The following is a 13,601-nucleotide window of genomic DNA, read 5'->3' on the forward strand; positions in this document are numbered from 1 at the left end:
TAGGCTGCCGGTTTCATTCTGGCCTTGGGTTGACTCATGTCCACACTTTATCGCACGACGCTGGCAATGTGCTGCCTGGCCTCGGTCCTTCCACTCGGCGCCTTGGCCGCCGATGCCGAAAAAGCACCTGCAACGACCACGGCACCGGCTGCCGAGGCCCCACGCCCACCCTTGCTGGAACGCAGCCAGGAGGATGCCCAGGCGCTGGAGCGGCTGCTGCCCAAGGCTGAGCAGCAGACCCTGCAGGCCGGTGCCGACAGCTTTCTGGCCCTGTGGAAGCCGGCCAACGACAACGATCCGCAAGGGGCGGTGATCATTGTCCCCGGTGCAGGCGAAACGGCCGACTGGCCAAATGCAGTCGGCCCACTGCGGCAAAAATTCCCTGATATCGGCTGGCACAGCCTGAGCGTCAGCCTGCCCGACCTGCTCGCAGACAGCCCGCAAGCGCGGGTCGAAGCCACACCACCGACAGCGCCTGCACCAGATAAAGGCGAAAGCGCGCCGGTCAAGGACGTACCGGCCGACGCCAACGCCAACGTGGCCCAAGCCACGGCAGCCGATGCCGACACAGCAGAAAGCACCGATGCCGAACAAGCCAGCGAGCAGGCCGACCCAGCAGATGCCGACCGCATCTTCGCCCGCCTGGATGCCGCCGTGGCGTTCGCCCAGCAACACAATGCCCGCAGCATCGTACTGATCGGCCATGGTAGCGGTGCGTATTGGGCGGCGCGCTACTTGAGCGAGAAGCAGCCACCGCAGGTACAAAAACTGGTGATGGTCGCTGCACAGACCCCTGCACGGGTGGAGCATGACCTGGAAAGCCTGGCCCCAACCTTGAAGGTACCCACAGCCGATATCTACTACGCCACCCGCAGCGCTGACCGCAACGCCGCCCAGCAACGGCTGCAGGCCAGCAAGCGGCAGAAGGATAGCCAGTACCGGCAATTGTCATTGATCGCCATACCGGGAAACAAAGCTGCCGAACAAGAGCAATTGTTCCGCCGGGTGCGGGGGTGGATGAGCCCTCAGGGCTGAGTTCGTCTTGATCCTGGCGGCGGGGCGTCAAAGGCCGCGCCGCTTGCGGATCATGGCATAGGCCTGGTGCAACTCACGGGTACGCGCGGTCGCTTCACGCACCTGCGCCTCGCTGGCACCGGTACCCGCCAGCTTGTCCGGGTGATGCCGGCTGACAAGCCGACGATACGCCTGCTTGACCTTATCGGTGTCGGTGTCTGCGTCCACCGCCAGCAAGCGCAACGCTGCGGCATAGGTCATGGGCACGCCTTCTGCCCCCGTGGCCTTGCGTGGCTCGTACTCCAGCGACATGGCCTGCACCTGGCGCCGGCTCATGCCCAGCTTCTGCCCCCAGTCCAGCAGCAGTTCACGCTCCTTGTTGCCCATCTTGCCGTCAGCCCAGACCATGCGCCAACAGGCCCGCAAGGTACCTTCCGCTGCGTGGGGCTGCTGACTGATGCGCCGCAGGTGACTACCAAGCCGGTCCTTGCCCGCCTTGCCACGGTTGAACGCATTGATGGCGCGCAGCCGGGCTGCCTCGGCCAGGTCCAGGCGCACCATCTCCTGACGCGCCTGCTGGATATGCTGCTCGGCTACCCGGCCATCGCACTTGGCCAGGCGCCCGAGCATCACGAACAACAACTCATCGTCGCGTAATGCAGGGCGCCCACCCAGGCGCTCGCGCATATCTTCCCAGCCTTGCAAGCGCAGCCGGCGGTCGATGGCCTGCCCAAGCAACGCACCGAGCAAGGCACCCGGTATGCTCGCAACAGCGAAACCGGCACCCACACCAATCACCGTGCCTGGCCACCACATGTCAGGCGCGCTCGCCAATCAAAGACTCAGCCTCGGCCAGCCGCTCAAGCGTGCCAACATCAACCCAGTGCCCACGGTAGTGTTCGCCAGATACCTTGCCGGCGGCCATCGCCTGACGCAGCAACGGTGCCAGCTTGAAGGCACCCGCCTGGCAACCTTCGAACAGCGCCGGGTGCAGCACCGAAATGCCGCTGAAGGTCAGCGTGCCTGGCGCGTCATCGCCGTCAACGACCTGCTCGCCCAGCAGGCGGAAGTCACCGCTTCCGTGATGGCCAGGGTTGTCAACCAGCACCAGGTGAGCCAGGCCTTGCAGGGGAGTCTGCAGGCGCGCGAAGTCGTAGTCGGTCCAGACATCGCCATTCACCAGCAGGAACGGCGCTTCACCTAACAAAGGCAGGGCCTTGAAGATGCCGCCGCCGGTTTCCAGCGGCTCACCTTCAGGTGAATAGCGGATGCTCAGGCCGAAGCGGCTACCGTCGCCCAGATGGTCTTCGATCTGCTGGCCAAGCCAGGCATGGTTGACCACCACTTCGGTCACGCCCGCTGCCGCCAGGGCGCGCAGGTGGTACTCGATCAGCGGCTGGCCGGCGACCGGGACCAACGGTTTTGGGGTGTGCAGGGTCAGCGGGCGCATGCGCTCGCCCTTCCCCGCAGCCAGGATCATGGCCTTCATGCACGCGCTCCGGCCTGCAACTCGGCAATCAGCTCACCCAGCTCCGCCAATTCGGGCCGGCGACCGATCACTTCATTTATATAGGCGAAGAAACGCGGCACGTCGCCCAGGTAGCGCGGCTTGCCGTCGCGGTGGCAGATACGGGCGAAGATACCGATCACCTTCAGGTGCCGCTGCACGCCCATCAGGTCGCTGGCGCGGTGGAAGGCTTCGAACTCGGCATGCACCGGGATGCCGGCCGCCTGCGCCTGCTGCCAGTAGTCGCTCAGCCAGCCTTCGACCCGCGCCTGCGGCCAGCTGACAAAGGCGTCCTTGAACAGGCAGGTAATGTCGTAGGTGACCGGGCCGTATACCGCATCCTGAAAGTCCAGCACACCAGGGTTGGGTATGCTCTGCATCAGGTTGCGCGGCATGTAGTCACGGTGTACCAGCACCTTGGGTTGCGCCAGGGCGCTGTCGATCAGCAACTGGCTGACGCGCTGCCAGGTGGCCTTCTGTGCATCGGTGAAGGTCAGGCCCAGCTCACGCCCCACGTACCATTCGGGGAACAGTTCCACTTCACGGCGCAGCAGGGCGTCGTCGTAGCTGGGCAGCGGTGCGTCCATCGGCAAACGCTGGAACTTCAGAAGGGCATCGATGGCGTCGGCGAACAGGCCGTCAGCGTTGTCGGCATTGATGATGTCAAGGTATGTCTGAGTGCCCAGATCCCCAAGCAACAAAAAGCCGCGTTCCAGGTCCTGGGCGTGGATCACCGGCACATGTACGTCAGCGCTGGCCAGCAGGTGGTCGATGGCGACGAACGGTCGGCAGTTCTCCTGCGGGGGCGGCGCATCCATGATCACGAAACTGTGGCCGGCGCCCTGCCAGCGGAAGTAGCGGCGGAAGCTGGCGTCGCTGCTGGCAGCGGTCAAGCTGCCTGCAGGCACCTCACCCCAGGCGTTGTCACGGAAAAGTTCATTGAGCTGCTCATCGAGCCAGACCGTCAGTTGTTGCAGGCGTACATCGTGTTCAGGCATTGCAAGGGTCTCCGACGGCCCTAGCCGTCAAGCGGGTCATGCTTTATTATCCAGCATCTTTTTCAGACCATCGAGAGGCGTGCGGCCCCACACGCGGGCAGATGGCACGCAGGAAGCCCGGACTAATAAGATGGCATTGAAATCCCCCGCGTTTCGTAGAAAGTTTCCGTTGCTGGTAACCGGCGGTCTGCTGGCCCTGCAACCTCTGGCCACCTCATACGTAGTGGCAGCCGAACAGTTCGACTGCCAAGTGTCCGCCGCCGGTGGTTGGGACTGCAAGCCCAAAACCCCAGTCAACAACTTGCCGCCGCGCCCGGTGCACGAAGGTGCAGCCGTCAGCTCCGGTACCGAAGCGGCAGGCGAAGCCGAAACTGCGGACCGGCCCGTGCTGGTTACCGAGGCCAAGGGCCGTGGGCTGAAGTCGCGCAGCGAAGACTACAGCCACCTGGACTGGGTTCCGCGTGAAAAGCTCACCGCCGCGCAGCTGGCTGAAACCGGCCCGTACTGCGGTGGCGCGTATATCGAGCCAACCCGCCCGGGTATGGCCGACACCACGCCGAAGGACGAGTCGCCGACCTACATCAACGCCAAGGTATCCAAGTACCAGCAGGAGCAGCAGATCGCTACCCTCGCCGGTGACGTGGTGATGCGCCAGGGCAGCATGCAGGCCGAAGCCGACGAGGCCAACCTCTACCAGGCCGAAAACCGTGGCGAGCTCAAGGGCAACGTCAAGATCCGTGACAACGGTTCGCTGGTGGTCGGTGACGAGGCTCAGATCCAGCTCGACACTGGCGAAGCCCAGGTCGACAACGCCGAATACGTGATGCACAAGTCGCACATACGCGGCAGTGCCCTGTACGCCAAGCGTGGCGAAAACGCCATCATCCGCCTCAAGGACGGTACGTACACCACCTGCGAACCGGGCAGCAACGCCTGGCAGCTGAAGGGCAACAACATCACCCTGAACCCGGCCACCGGTTTCGGTACCGCGACCAACGTTACGCTACGGGTCAAGGATTTCCCGGTGTTCTATACACCGTACATCTACTTCCCGATTGACGACCGTCGCCAGTCCGGTTTCCTGCCGCCCTCGTTCAGCACCAGCAGCGACACCGGCTTCATGCTGGTCACGCCGTACTATTTCAACCTGGCGCCCAACTACGACGCCACGTTGTACCCGCGTTACATGGCCAAGCGCGGCCTGCTGATGGAAGGCGAGTTCCGCTACCTGACGCCTTCCAGCGAAGGCCAGTTCGGTGGCGCCTACCTGAACGACAAGAACGACGACCGCAAAGATCAGACGGATTACAAAGATCAGCGCTGGATGGTCAACTGGCAGCACAAGGGTGGCCTGGACGAACGCCTGATGACCGAGGTGGACTACACCGACATCAGCGACCCGTTCTACTTCCAGGACCTGGAAACCGACCAGATTGGCGTGGAAAGCCGCGACCTGCTGAACCAGCAGGGTGCGTTGACCTACCGAGGCGACAGCTACACCGCGCGGTTGAATGTGCATGCCTACGAGATGGCTACCATCTCGCAGATCACGCCGTATGATCGCCTGCCGCAGCTGACCCTGAACGGTACGCTGCCGTTCCAACCTGGCGGTTTGAACCTTGGGTACGAGACTGAGGCTGTTCGTTTTGATCGTGACCTGAAGGACGATTTCGTCCGCGACAAAGATGGTAATCCGGACTCTTCTGCCGGGGAAGAAGGTCGCCGCTTGGATGAGAACGTCACCGGCATTGCCCGCGCCAACGGTACTCGTCTGAACGTGGCACCATCGATCAGTCTGCCAATGAATGCCAGCTATGGCTTCGTCACACCAAAGTTAAAGTACGCGTATACCCACTACGATCTTGACCTCGATAGCAAGGGCAAGGCCGAAGCAATCACACAGTCGGCAGATCCAGCATATGGCAGCTATAGCAGTACGCTGAACCGTGATATCCCGATCTTCAGCGTGGACAGTGGCCTGTACTTCGACCGCAGCACCTCGATGTTCGGCAACAACTATCGCCAAACTCTCGAACCACGCATGTTCTACCTCTACGTCCCGTACAAGGACCAAAAGGATATCCCGCTGTTCGATACGGGTGAGACCCTCTTCAGCTACGACTCGCTATTCCGCGATAACCGTTTCAGCGGCACCGACCGCGTCGGCGACGAGAACAAGCTGTCGCTGGGCGCGACCACCCGCTGGATCGAAGAAAACGGCTTCGAGCGCCAGAACTTCAGCATCGGCCAAGCGCTATACTTCAAGGACCGCAAGGTTCAGCTGCCAGGCATCGACTACCGTACTCGTGACTCCTCCAAGGCTCATGTTTCGCCATACGCGCTGCTGTACAACTACTACTTCAATCGCGACTGGCGCTTCAATTCGGACTTCAACTGGGACCCGGACAGCCGCAGCACCCGCTCGGGCAGCGCGATGTTCCATTACCAGCCTGAAGACAACCCGAACAAGGTGGTCAACCTCGGTTATCGCTACCGCAATGACACCATTGCCTACGACTCAACGACCGGAAAATGGACAGAGGGTGGTAGCTATGGCACCCCGGGCGATCCGAACTACATCAAGGATTACTACAAGATCCAGCAGCACGATTTCTCGGTCATCTGGCCGATTGTGCCGCAGTGGAACGTTATCGCTCGCTGGCAGCATGACTACAACCGCAACCGTACCCTGGAAGCCATGGGTGGTTTCGAATACGACAACTGCTGCTGGAAGCTGCGCCTGATCAACCGTTACTGGATCGACTACGACGATTTCAGCCAGGCCCTTCCGCAGAACGAAAAAGGCGACCACGGTGTCTTCCTTCAGATCGTCCTGAAAGGCCTCGGCGGCGTAGTTGGCAACAAGGTCGAGTCTTTCCTCGACCAAGGCATTCAAGGTTACCGTGAACGTGAAGACCAAGCTTATTGATCGTCTGCGCCCAGTGTTGCTGGGCGTCGCTTTGCTGAGTGGCGCGGTGCATGCCGCGGTGCAACCTCTTGATCGCGTAGTGGCTATCGTCGACAACGACGTGGTCATGCAAAGCCAGCTGGACCAGCGTGTCCATGAGGTCCAGCAAACCATCGCCAAGCGCGGCGGCGGCGTGCCGCCGACCAGCGCCCTTGAACAGCAGGTACTGGAACGCCTGATCGTCGAGAACCTGCAGTTGCAGATCGGCGAGCGCTCTGGCATCCGCATCACCGACGAAGAGCTGAACCAGGCCATTGGCACCATTGCCCAGCGCAATGGTATGTCGCTGGACCAGTTCCGCGCGGCGCTGGCCCGTGACGGCCTGTCGTTCGACGACGCTCGCGAGCAGGTCAAGCGCGAGATGATCATCAGCCGCGTGCGCCAACGCCGCGTTGCCGAACGCATTCAGGTGTCCGAGCAGGAAGTGAAGAACTTCCTGGCCTCGGACCTGGGCAAGATGCAGATGTCGGAAGAGTACCGCCTGGCCAACATCCTCATCCCGACCCCGGAAGCCGCCAACTCGGACGATATCCAGAAGGCTGCGCGCAAGGTCGGTGACGTGTACCAGCAACTGCGCCAGGGTGCCGACTTCGGCCAGATGGCGATTGCCAACTCGGCCAGCGAAAACGCCCTGGAGGGCGGCGAGATGGGCTGGCGTAAAGCCGGTCAGCTGCCACCCGACTTCGCCAAGATGCTCAGCAGCATGCCGGTGGGCGAAATAACCCAGCCTATTCGCATCCCCAACGGCTTCATCATCCTCAAGCTCGAGGAGAAGCGCGGTGGCAGCGAGAACGTGCTGCGTGACGAAGTGCATGTACGCCACATCCTGATCAAGCCAAGCGAGATCCGCAGCGAGGCGGCCACCAAGCAGCTGGCCGAGCGCCTGTATGATCGGATCAAGAGCGGCGAAGACTTCGGCGAACTGGCCAAGAGCTTCTCGGAAGACCCAGGCTCGGCACTCAACGGCGGCGACCTCAACTGGGTCGACCCGAACAGCCTGGTACCGGAGTTCCGTGAACAGATGGCCAATGCCCAGCAAGGCGTAGTGACCAAACCGTTCAAGACCCAGTACGGCTGGCACGTCCTGGAAGTGCTGGGCCGCCGCGCCACCGACAGCACCGAGCAGGCTCGCGAACAGCAGGCCCTGAGCGTACTGCGCAACCGCAAGTACGACGAAGAGCTGCAAACCTGGCTACGCCAGATCCGCGACGAAGCCTACGTTGAAATCAAGCTGCCTGGCGCTGACCAGGCCGCCCAGTGAAGCCCCTGCGCTTCGCCGTCACCCCCGGCGAGCCGGCCGGCATAGGCCCCGACCTGTGCCTGCTGCTCGCGGCAGACGCCCAGCCCCACCCCCTGATCGCCATCACCAGCCGTGACCTGCTCGCCGAGCGGGCCACGCAGCTGGGGCTGGCCGTCAGCCTGCTGCCGGTAGCCCCGGGCCAATGGCCTGACCGCCCGGCCCCCGCAGGTAGCCTGTACGTCTGGGATACCCCTCTGGCGGCCCCGGTGGTACCAGGCCAGCTCGACAAGGCCAACGCAGCGTTCGTGCTGGCAACCCTGACCCGCGCCGGGCAAGGCTGCCTGGACGGGCACTTCGCCGGAATGATCACGGCCCCGGTGCACAAGGGTGTGATCAACGAAAGCGGTATCGCCTTTTCCGGGCATACCGAATTCCTTGCCGAACTGACCCGCACCGCGCAAGTGGTAATGATGCTGGCCACCCGCGGCCTGCGTGTGGCCCTGGTGACCACACACCTGCCACTGCGTGATGTTGCCGACGCTATCACTGCAGAGCGCGTCGAACGTGTAACCCGTATCCTGCATGCCGACATGCGCGACAAGTTTGGCATTGCCAACCCGCGTATCCTCGTGTGCGGCCTCAACCCGCACGCGGGCGAGGGCGGCCACCTGGGCCGCGAAGAAATCGACATCATCGAGCCGACCCTGGCCCGTCTGCGCACCGAAGGCATGGACCTGCGCGGGCCGCTGCCGGCCGATACCCTGTTTACCCCCAAATATCTGGAGCACTGCGATGCGGTGCTGGCGATGTACCATGACCAGGGCCTTCCCGTACTCAAGTACAAAGGTTTCGGCGCTGCAGTGAACGTGACCCTGGGCCTGCCGATCATCCGCACGTCGGTTGACCACGGCACCGCCCTGGACCTGGCCGGCACTGGCAAAGTCGACACCGGCAGCCTGCGCGTCGCACTGGAAACCGCCTACCAGATGGCCGAGAACCGACCATGAACGAGCAATACCAACACCGGGCGCGCAAGCGCTTCGGCCAGAACTTCCTGCACGACGCCGGTATCATCGACCGCATCCTGCGTGCCATCAACGCCAAGGCCGGCGAACACCTGCTGGAAATCGGCCCGGGCCAGGGCGCCCTGACCGAAGGCCTGCTGGGCAGTGGCGCACAGCTGGACGTGGTGGAGCTGGACAAAGACCTGGTGCCGATCCTTCAGCACAAGTTCGCCGATCGCAGCAACTTCCGCCTGCACCAGGGTGACGCCCTAAAGTTCGACTTCAACCAGCTGGGCGTGCCGCCGCGCAGCCTCAAGGTGGTTGGCAACCTGCCCTACAACATCTCCACCCCGCTTATCTTCCACCTGCTCAGCCACGCCGGGCTGATCCGCGACATGCATTTCATGCTGCAGAAGGAAGTGGTCGAGCGCATGGCCGCCGGCCCTGGCGGCGGTGACTGGGGGCGCTTGTCGATCATGGTGCAGTACCACTGCCGCGTGGAGCACCTGTTCAATGTCGGCCCCGGGGCCTTCAACCCACCCCCGAAAGTGGATTCGGCGATCGTCCGCCTGGTGCCGCACGAAGTGCTGCCGTTCCCGGCCAAGGACCACCTGCTGCTTGAGCGTGTCGTTCGCGAAGCGTTCAACCAGCGCCGCAAGACGCTGCGCAACACCATGAAAGGCCTGCTGGACAGCGCCGCCATCGAGGCTGCCGGCGTTGATGGCAGCCTGCGCCCTGAACAGCTCGACCTGGCAGCCTTCGTTCGCCTGGCTGACCAACTGGCTGATCAGCAACCAGCCTGATTTAGCCCGTTCCGGCCTCTTCGCGGGCGACAAGGGATCGCACAACCCTCAAATCCTGTGCGACCCCTTGTAGGAGCGGGTTTACCCGCGAAGAGGTCGGCACAGACAACTCCCCCCAAGCCCTATCACCGCTGGCCCTCCCCCCTCCCAATGGCCTAGACTGCATTATTGCGTCAGTTCGCCCAAGGCCCTTGCATGTCCGACCCCCGCTATCAAATCGACGTCAGCGTCGTGACCCGCTACCTGAAAGAACAATCCGACCCCGAAAACAGTCGCTTCGCTTTCGCCTACACCATTACCGTGCAGAACAACGGCTCGCTCAGCGCCAAGTTGCTGTCGCGCCACTGGCTTATCACCAACGGTGACGGCGAGGTTGAGGAAGTACGCGGCGCCGGTGTGGTCGGCCAGCAACCCAACATCGACCCTGGCCAGAGCCACACCTACAGCAGTGGCGCCGTCATCAGCACCCGTGTTGGCACCATGCAGGGCAGCTACCAGATGTTCGCCGAAGACGGTAAGCGCTTCGACGCCGAGATTGCCCCCTTCCGGCTGGCAGTGCCCGGAGCGCTGCACTGATGGCCACCTACGCGGTCGGTGACCTGCAGGGCTGCCTGCAGCCACTCAAATGCCTGCTTGATCGTGTCAGTTTCAACCCCGCCGTCGACCGCCTGTGGCTGGTCGGCGACCTGGTCAACCGCGGCCCCGAGTCGCTGGAAACCCTGCGCTTTCTGTACTCGATCCGTCATTCGCTGGTCTGCGTGCTGGGCAACCATGATCTGCACCTGCTGGCCGCCTGGCACAACGTCGAGCGCCTCAAGAAAAGCGACACACTGCGCGAGATCATCGAAGCGCCGGACGCCGACCAGCTGTTCGACTGGCTGCGCCAGCAAAAACTGCTGCATTACGACGAGCCCCGCGGCATCGCCCTGGTGCATGCCGGCATACCGCCACAATGGACCCTTGGCAAAGCCCTGGAGCTCGCCGCCGAGGTCGAGGAAGTGCTGCGTGACGACACCCGCCTGCAGCTGTATCTCGACGGTATGTATGGCAACGAGCCGAACAAGTGGAGCAAGAACCTCGCCGGCGTCGACCGCCTGCGGGTCATCACCAACTACTTCACCCGCATGCGCTTCTGCACAGCCGATGGCAAACTCGACCTCAAGAGCAAGGAAGGCCTGGGTAGCGCGCCCAAAGGCTACAAAGCCTGGTACGCGCACAAGGACCGTCGTTCACGCCATGTGAAGATCATCTTTGGCCATTGGGCCGCACTGCAGGGTGAGGTCACCGAGCCCGATGTCATCGCCCTGGACACTGGCTGCGTGTGGGGCGGCGCCATGACCCTGTACAACGTCGACAGCGGTGAATACCACCGCTGCGACTGCGCCGACGACGGCACCCTGCGCCAGCCGGCACAACCCACTACACTCAACGACCACACCTGAAGGAAGTAGTACCCATGAGCGAATTCAAGCGCATCCCTCCTGAGCAGGCCTTGGAGCTTCGCAAGAAAGAAGGTGCGGTCGTCGTCGACATTCGTGACCCGCAGGCCTTCGCCGCCGGCCACATCACCGGCGCCCGGCACCTGGATAACCACTCGGTCGCCGATTTCATCCGCAACGCCGACCTCGACGCGCCAACCCTGGTGGTCTGCTATCACGGCAATTCCAGCCAAAGCGCTGCCGCCTACCTGGTAGGCCAGGGTTTCTCCGACGTGTACAGCGTGGACGGCGGCTTCGAACTGTGGCGTGCGACCTACCCGACCGAGACTGCCCAAGGCAGCACTGAATAATTTTTTTCATTTTTCCTGCAGCCCGCGCCCCATGCGGGCTTGCGGCTTATCTGACGAACGGTCGTTCGTAACTTCTGCCCTCCTCGCCCCTTGACCTTGCAGATAACCAACTACGCTTAAGCTCAGGCCATCCAAAAAAGGGGAGAGCCGGTACACCGGCGTGCGGGTCATCGGTAGCGTTACAGGGTGTTCTGGGGGGTATACAGCAATCGGCCAACCCGGTTGCATGCCAGCATCAGCTGACTGATCCGGCGTCGTCTCCACGTATCGAGCGAGGTGACGTCATGAGTATTTTTAGCCACTTCCAACAACGTTTCGAGTCTACGCGCCAGGAAGAACTCTCGCTGCAGGAGTACCTCGAGCTGTGCAAAGAGGATCGCAGTGCCTACGCATCGGCGGCCGAACGGCTGTTGCTGGCCATCGGTGAGCCAGAACTGATCGACACCTCTACCAACTCCAGGCTGTCGCGAATCTTCTCCAACAAGGTTATCCGTCGCTATCCGGCCTTTGCCGACTTCCATGGCATGGAAGAGTGCATCGATCAGATCGTGTCGTACTTCCGCCACGCCGCCCAAGGCCTGGAAGAGAAGAAACAGATCCTTTACCTGCTGGGCCCGGTAGGCGGCGGCAAGTCGTCGCTGGCGGAAAAACTCAAGCAGCTGATGGAAAAGGTGCCGTTCTACGCGATCAAGGGCTCGCCGGTATTCGAGTCACCTTTGGGCTTGTTCAATGCCACCGAAGACGGGGCCATTCTCGAGGAAGAGTTCGGCATCCCACGGCGCTACCTCAATACCATCATGTCGCCTTGGGCCACCAAGCGCCTGCAGGAATTTGGCGGTGACATCTCCAAGTTCAAGGTGGTGAAGCTGTACCCGTCGATTCTTAACCAGATCGCCATTGCCAAGACCGAACCCGGCGATGAAAACAACCAGGACATCTCGGCCCTGGTCGGCAAGGTCGATATCCGCAAACTCGAGGAATACCCACAGAACGACGCCGATGCTTATAGCTACTCGGGCGCGCTGTGCCGGGCCAACCAAGGCCTGATGGAATTCGTCGAAATGTTCAAGGCGCCAATCAAGGTCCTGCACCCCTTGCTCACCGCCACCCAGGAAGGCAACTACAACAGTACTGAAGGCCTTGGGGCGATTCCCTATACCGGCATTCTGCTGGCGCACTCCAACGAATCGGAGTGGCACACCTTCCGTAACAACAAGAACAACGAAGCGTTCATCGACAGGATCTATATCGTCAAGGTGCCGTACTGCCTGCGGGTCAGCGATGAAATAAAGATCTACGACAAACTGCTGATCAACAGTTCGCTGTCCAAGGCCCACTGTGCGCCAGATACGCTCAAGATGCTGGCTCAGTTCACTGTGCTTTCACGCCTGAAAGAGCCAGAGAACTCCAACATCTATTCCAAGATGCGCGTTTACGATGGGGAAAACCTCAAGGACACCGATCCAAAGGCCAAGTCGATCCAGGAATACCGGGACTCTGCGGGTGTCGACGAAGGCATGAACGGCCTGTCCACTCGCTTCGCCTTCAAGATCCTGTCCAAGGTGTTCAACTTCGACCCACACGAAATTGCCGCCAACCCGGTGCACCTGCTGTATGTCCTCGAGCAGCAGATCGAACAGGAACAATTCCCGGCTGAAGTGCGCGAACGCTATCTGCGCTACCTGAAGGAATACCTGGCACCGCGCTACATCGAGTTCATCGGCAAGGAAATCCAGACCGCCTACCTGGAGTCCTACAGCGAATACGGCCAGAACATCTTCGACCGCTACGTGTTGTATGCAGACTTCTGGATCCAGGATCAGGAATACCGCGACCCGGAAACCGGCGAAATTCTCAACCGCATTGCGCTCAACGAGGAACTGGAGAAGATCGAGAAACCGGCTGGCATCAGCAACCCGAAAGACTTCCGCAACGAGATCGTCAACTTCGTACTGCGCGCACGCGCCAACAACAATGGCAAGAATCCAAGCTGGCTGAGTTATGAAAAGCTGCGGGTCGTGATCGAGAAGAAAATGTTCTCCAACACCGAAGACCTGCTGCCGGTCATCAGCTTCAACGCCAAGGCCAGCAAAGAGGACCAGAAGAAACACAACGACTTCGTCACCCGGATGGTGGAGCGTGGCTATACCGACAAACAGGTGCGCCTGCTGTCGGAATGGTACCTGCGGGTCAGGAAATCGCAATAAAGCGGCAAGCTACGAGCCGCAAGCTGCAAGCTGCCTGGCGTTGGCATTGCTGCCCGCGTCACAGCTTGCAG

The 13,601-nt window shown here is 61.7% G+C and carries 12 protein-coding genes; 9 read left to right on the forward strand and 3 right to left on the reverse strand.

Features of this window, described 5'->3' with window-relative positions; genetic code table 11:
- Window positions 1-36 precede the first annotated feature (36 nt).
- Window positions 37-1,035 carry an alpha/beta hydrolase family protein gene (locus LVS58_RS14695; protein ID WP_233691691.1) on the forward strand — a complete coding sequence of 333 codons (999 nt, stop codon included), beginning with the start codon at window positions 37-39 and terminating at the stop codon, window positions 1,033-1,035.
- A 27-nt stretch (window positions 1,036-1,062) separates the two neighbouring features.
- Here LVS58_RS14695 and LVS58_RS14700 read toward each other — a convergent pair whose 3' ends face one another.
- The 3 genes from LVS58_RS14700 to LVS58_RS14710 are packed head-to-tail and all read right to left on the reverse strand — an operon-like array spanning window position 1,063 to window position 3,519.
- A complete protein-coding gene (locus LVS58_RS14700; protein WP_233691851.1) occupies window positions 1,063-1,830 on the reverse strand; it encodes a TerB family tellurite resistance protein in 768 nt (255 codons plus the stop codon).
- Between the two features lies 1 nt (window position 1,831).
- Complete coding sequence (gene murU / locus LVS58_RS14705; RefSeq protein WP_233691692.1) at window positions 1,832-2,503, reverse strand: N-acetylmuramate alpha-1-phosphate uridylyltransferase MurU; 672 nt, start codon at window positions 2,501-2,503, stop codon at window positions 1,832-1,834.
- Window positions 2,500-3,519 carry an aminoglycoside phosphotransferase family protein gene (locus LVS58_RS14710; protein WP_233691693.1) on the reverse strand — a complete coding sequence of 340 codons (1,020 nt, stop codon included), beginning with the start codon at window positions 3,517-3,519 and terminating at the stop codon, window positions 2,500-2,502. The genes murU and LVS58_RS14710 overlap by 4 nt, the downstream gene beginning before the upstream one ends.
- A 130-nt stretch (window positions 3,520-3,649) precedes the next feature.
- On the opposite strand from LVS58_RS14710, the gene LVS58_RS14715 reads away from it, so the two are divergent.
- The 8 genes from LVS58_RS14715 (at window position 3,650) to LVS58_RS14750 (ending at window position 13,530) form a co-directional block, all read left to right on the forward strand.
- Window positions 3,650-6,448, forward strand: coding sequence for an LPS-assembly protein LptD (locus tag LVS58_RS14715; RefSeq protein WP_233691694.1), 2,799 nt, complete (start codon window positions 3,650-3,652; stop codon window positions 6,446-6,448).
- On the forward strand, window positions 6,429-7,748 hold the full coding sequence (gene surA, locus LVS58_RS14720) for a peptidylprolyl isomerase SurA (protein ID WP_442796464.1): 1,320 nt from the start codon (window positions 6,429-6,431) through the stop codon (window positions 7,746-7,748). The genes LVS58_RS14715 and surA overlap by 20 nt, the downstream gene beginning before the upstream one ends.
- On the forward strand, window positions 7,745-8,734 hold the full coding sequence (gene pdxA, locus LVS58_RS14725) for a 4-hydroxythreonine-4-phosphate dehydrogenase PdxA (RefSeq protein WP_233691696.1): 990 nt from the start codon (window positions 7,745-7,747) through the stop codon (window positions 8,732-8,734). The genes surA and pdxA overlap by 4 nt, the downstream gene beginning before the upstream one ends.
- Window positions 8,731-9,534 carry a 16S rRNA (adenine(1518)-N(6)/adenine(1519)-N(6))-dimethyltransferase RsmA gene (gene rsmA / locus LVS58_RS14730; protein ID WP_233691697.1) on the forward strand — a complete coding sequence of 268 codons (804 nt, stop codon included), beginning with the start codon at window positions 8,731-8,733 and terminating at the stop codon, window positions 9,532-9,534. The genes pdxA and rsmA overlap by 4 nt, the downstream gene beginning before the upstream one ends.
- Before the next feature lie 195 nt (window positions 9,535-9,729).
- The gene (gene apaG, locus LVS58_RS14735) at window positions 9,730-10,110 is read left to right on the forward strand and encodes a Co2+/Mg2+ efflux protein ApaG (protein WP_003255559.1); all 381 of its coding nucleotides are present in this window, start codon (window positions 9,730-9,732) and stop codon (window positions 10,108-10,110) included.
- The gene (locus LVS58_RS14740) at window positions 10,110-10,976 is read left to right on the forward strand and encodes a symmetrical bis(5'-nucleosyl)-tetraphosphatase (protein WP_233691698.1); all 867 of its coding nucleotides are present in this window, start codon (window positions 10,110-10,112) and stop codon (window positions 10,974-10,976) included. Before apaG ends, LVS58_RS14740 begins: the two co-directional genes overlap by 1 nt.
- 14 nt (window positions 10,977-10,990) lie before the next feature.
- Entirely contained in the window at window positions 10,991-11,323 is a 333-nt protein-coding gene (gene glpE, locus LVS58_RS14745) for a thiosulfate sulfurtransferase GlpE (RefSeq protein WP_233691699.1), read from the forward strand.
- A gap of 284 nt (window positions 11,324-11,607) precedes the next feature.
- Window positions 11,608-13,530 carry a PrkA family serine protein kinase gene (locus tag LVS58_RS14750; protein WP_104960674.1) on the forward strand — a complete coding sequence of 641 codons (1,923 nt, stop codon included), beginning with the start codon at window positions 11,608-11,610 and terminating at the stop codon, window positions 13,528-13,530.
- Window positions 13,531-13,601: the final 71 nt, after the last annotated feature.

This window comes from Pseudomonas sp. JR33AA (genome assembly GCF_021378985.1).
Taxonomy (GTDB): domain Bacteria; phylum Pseudomonadota; class Gammaproteobacteria; order Pseudomonadales; family Pseudomonadaceae; genus Aquipseudomonas; species Aquipseudomonas alloputida.

Excerpts from the sequence above, each read along its gene's own strand:
- LVS58_RS14695 (WP_233691691.1), top strand. The coding sequence starts at position 37 with ATGTCCACACTTTATCGCACGACGCTGGCAATGTGCTGCCTGGCCTCG.
- LVS58_RS14700 (WP_233691851.1), bottom strand. The coding sequence starts at position 1,830 with ATGTGGTGGCCAGGCACGGTGATTGGTGTGGGTGCCGGTTTCGCTGTT.
- murU (WP_233691692.1), bottom strand. The coding sequence starts at position 2,503 with ATGAAGGCCATGATCCTGGCTGCGGGGAAGGGCGAGCGCATGCGCCCG.
- LVS58_RS14710 (WP_233691693.1), bottom strand. The coding sequence starts at position 3,519 with ATGCCTGAACACGATGTACGCCTGCAACAACTGACGGTCTGGCTCGAT.
- LVS58_RS14715 (WP_233691694.1), top strand. The coding sequence starts at position 3,650 with ATGGCATTGAAATCCCCCGCGTTTCGTAGAAAGTTTCCGTTGCTGGTA.
- rsmA (WP_233691697.1), top strand. The coding sequence starts at position 8,731 with ATGAACGAGCAATACCAACACCGGGCGCGCAAGCGCTTCGGCCAGAAC.
- apaG (WP_003255559.1), top strand. The coding sequence starts at position 9,730 with ATGTCCGACCCCCGCTATCAAATCGACGTCAGCGTCGTGACCCGCTAC.
- LVS58_RS14740 (WP_233691698.1), top strand. The coding sequence starts at position 10,110 with ATGGCCACCTACGCGGTCGGTGACCTGCAGGGCTGCCTGCAGCCACTC.
- glpE (WP_233691699.1), top strand. The coding sequence starts at position 10,991 with ATGAGCGAATTCAAGCGCATCCCTCCTGAGCAGGCCTTGGAGCTTCGC.
- LVS58_RS14750 (WP_104960674.1), top strand. The coding sequence starts at position 11,608 with ATGAGTATTTTTAGCCACTTCCAACAACGTTTCGAGTCTACGCGCCAG.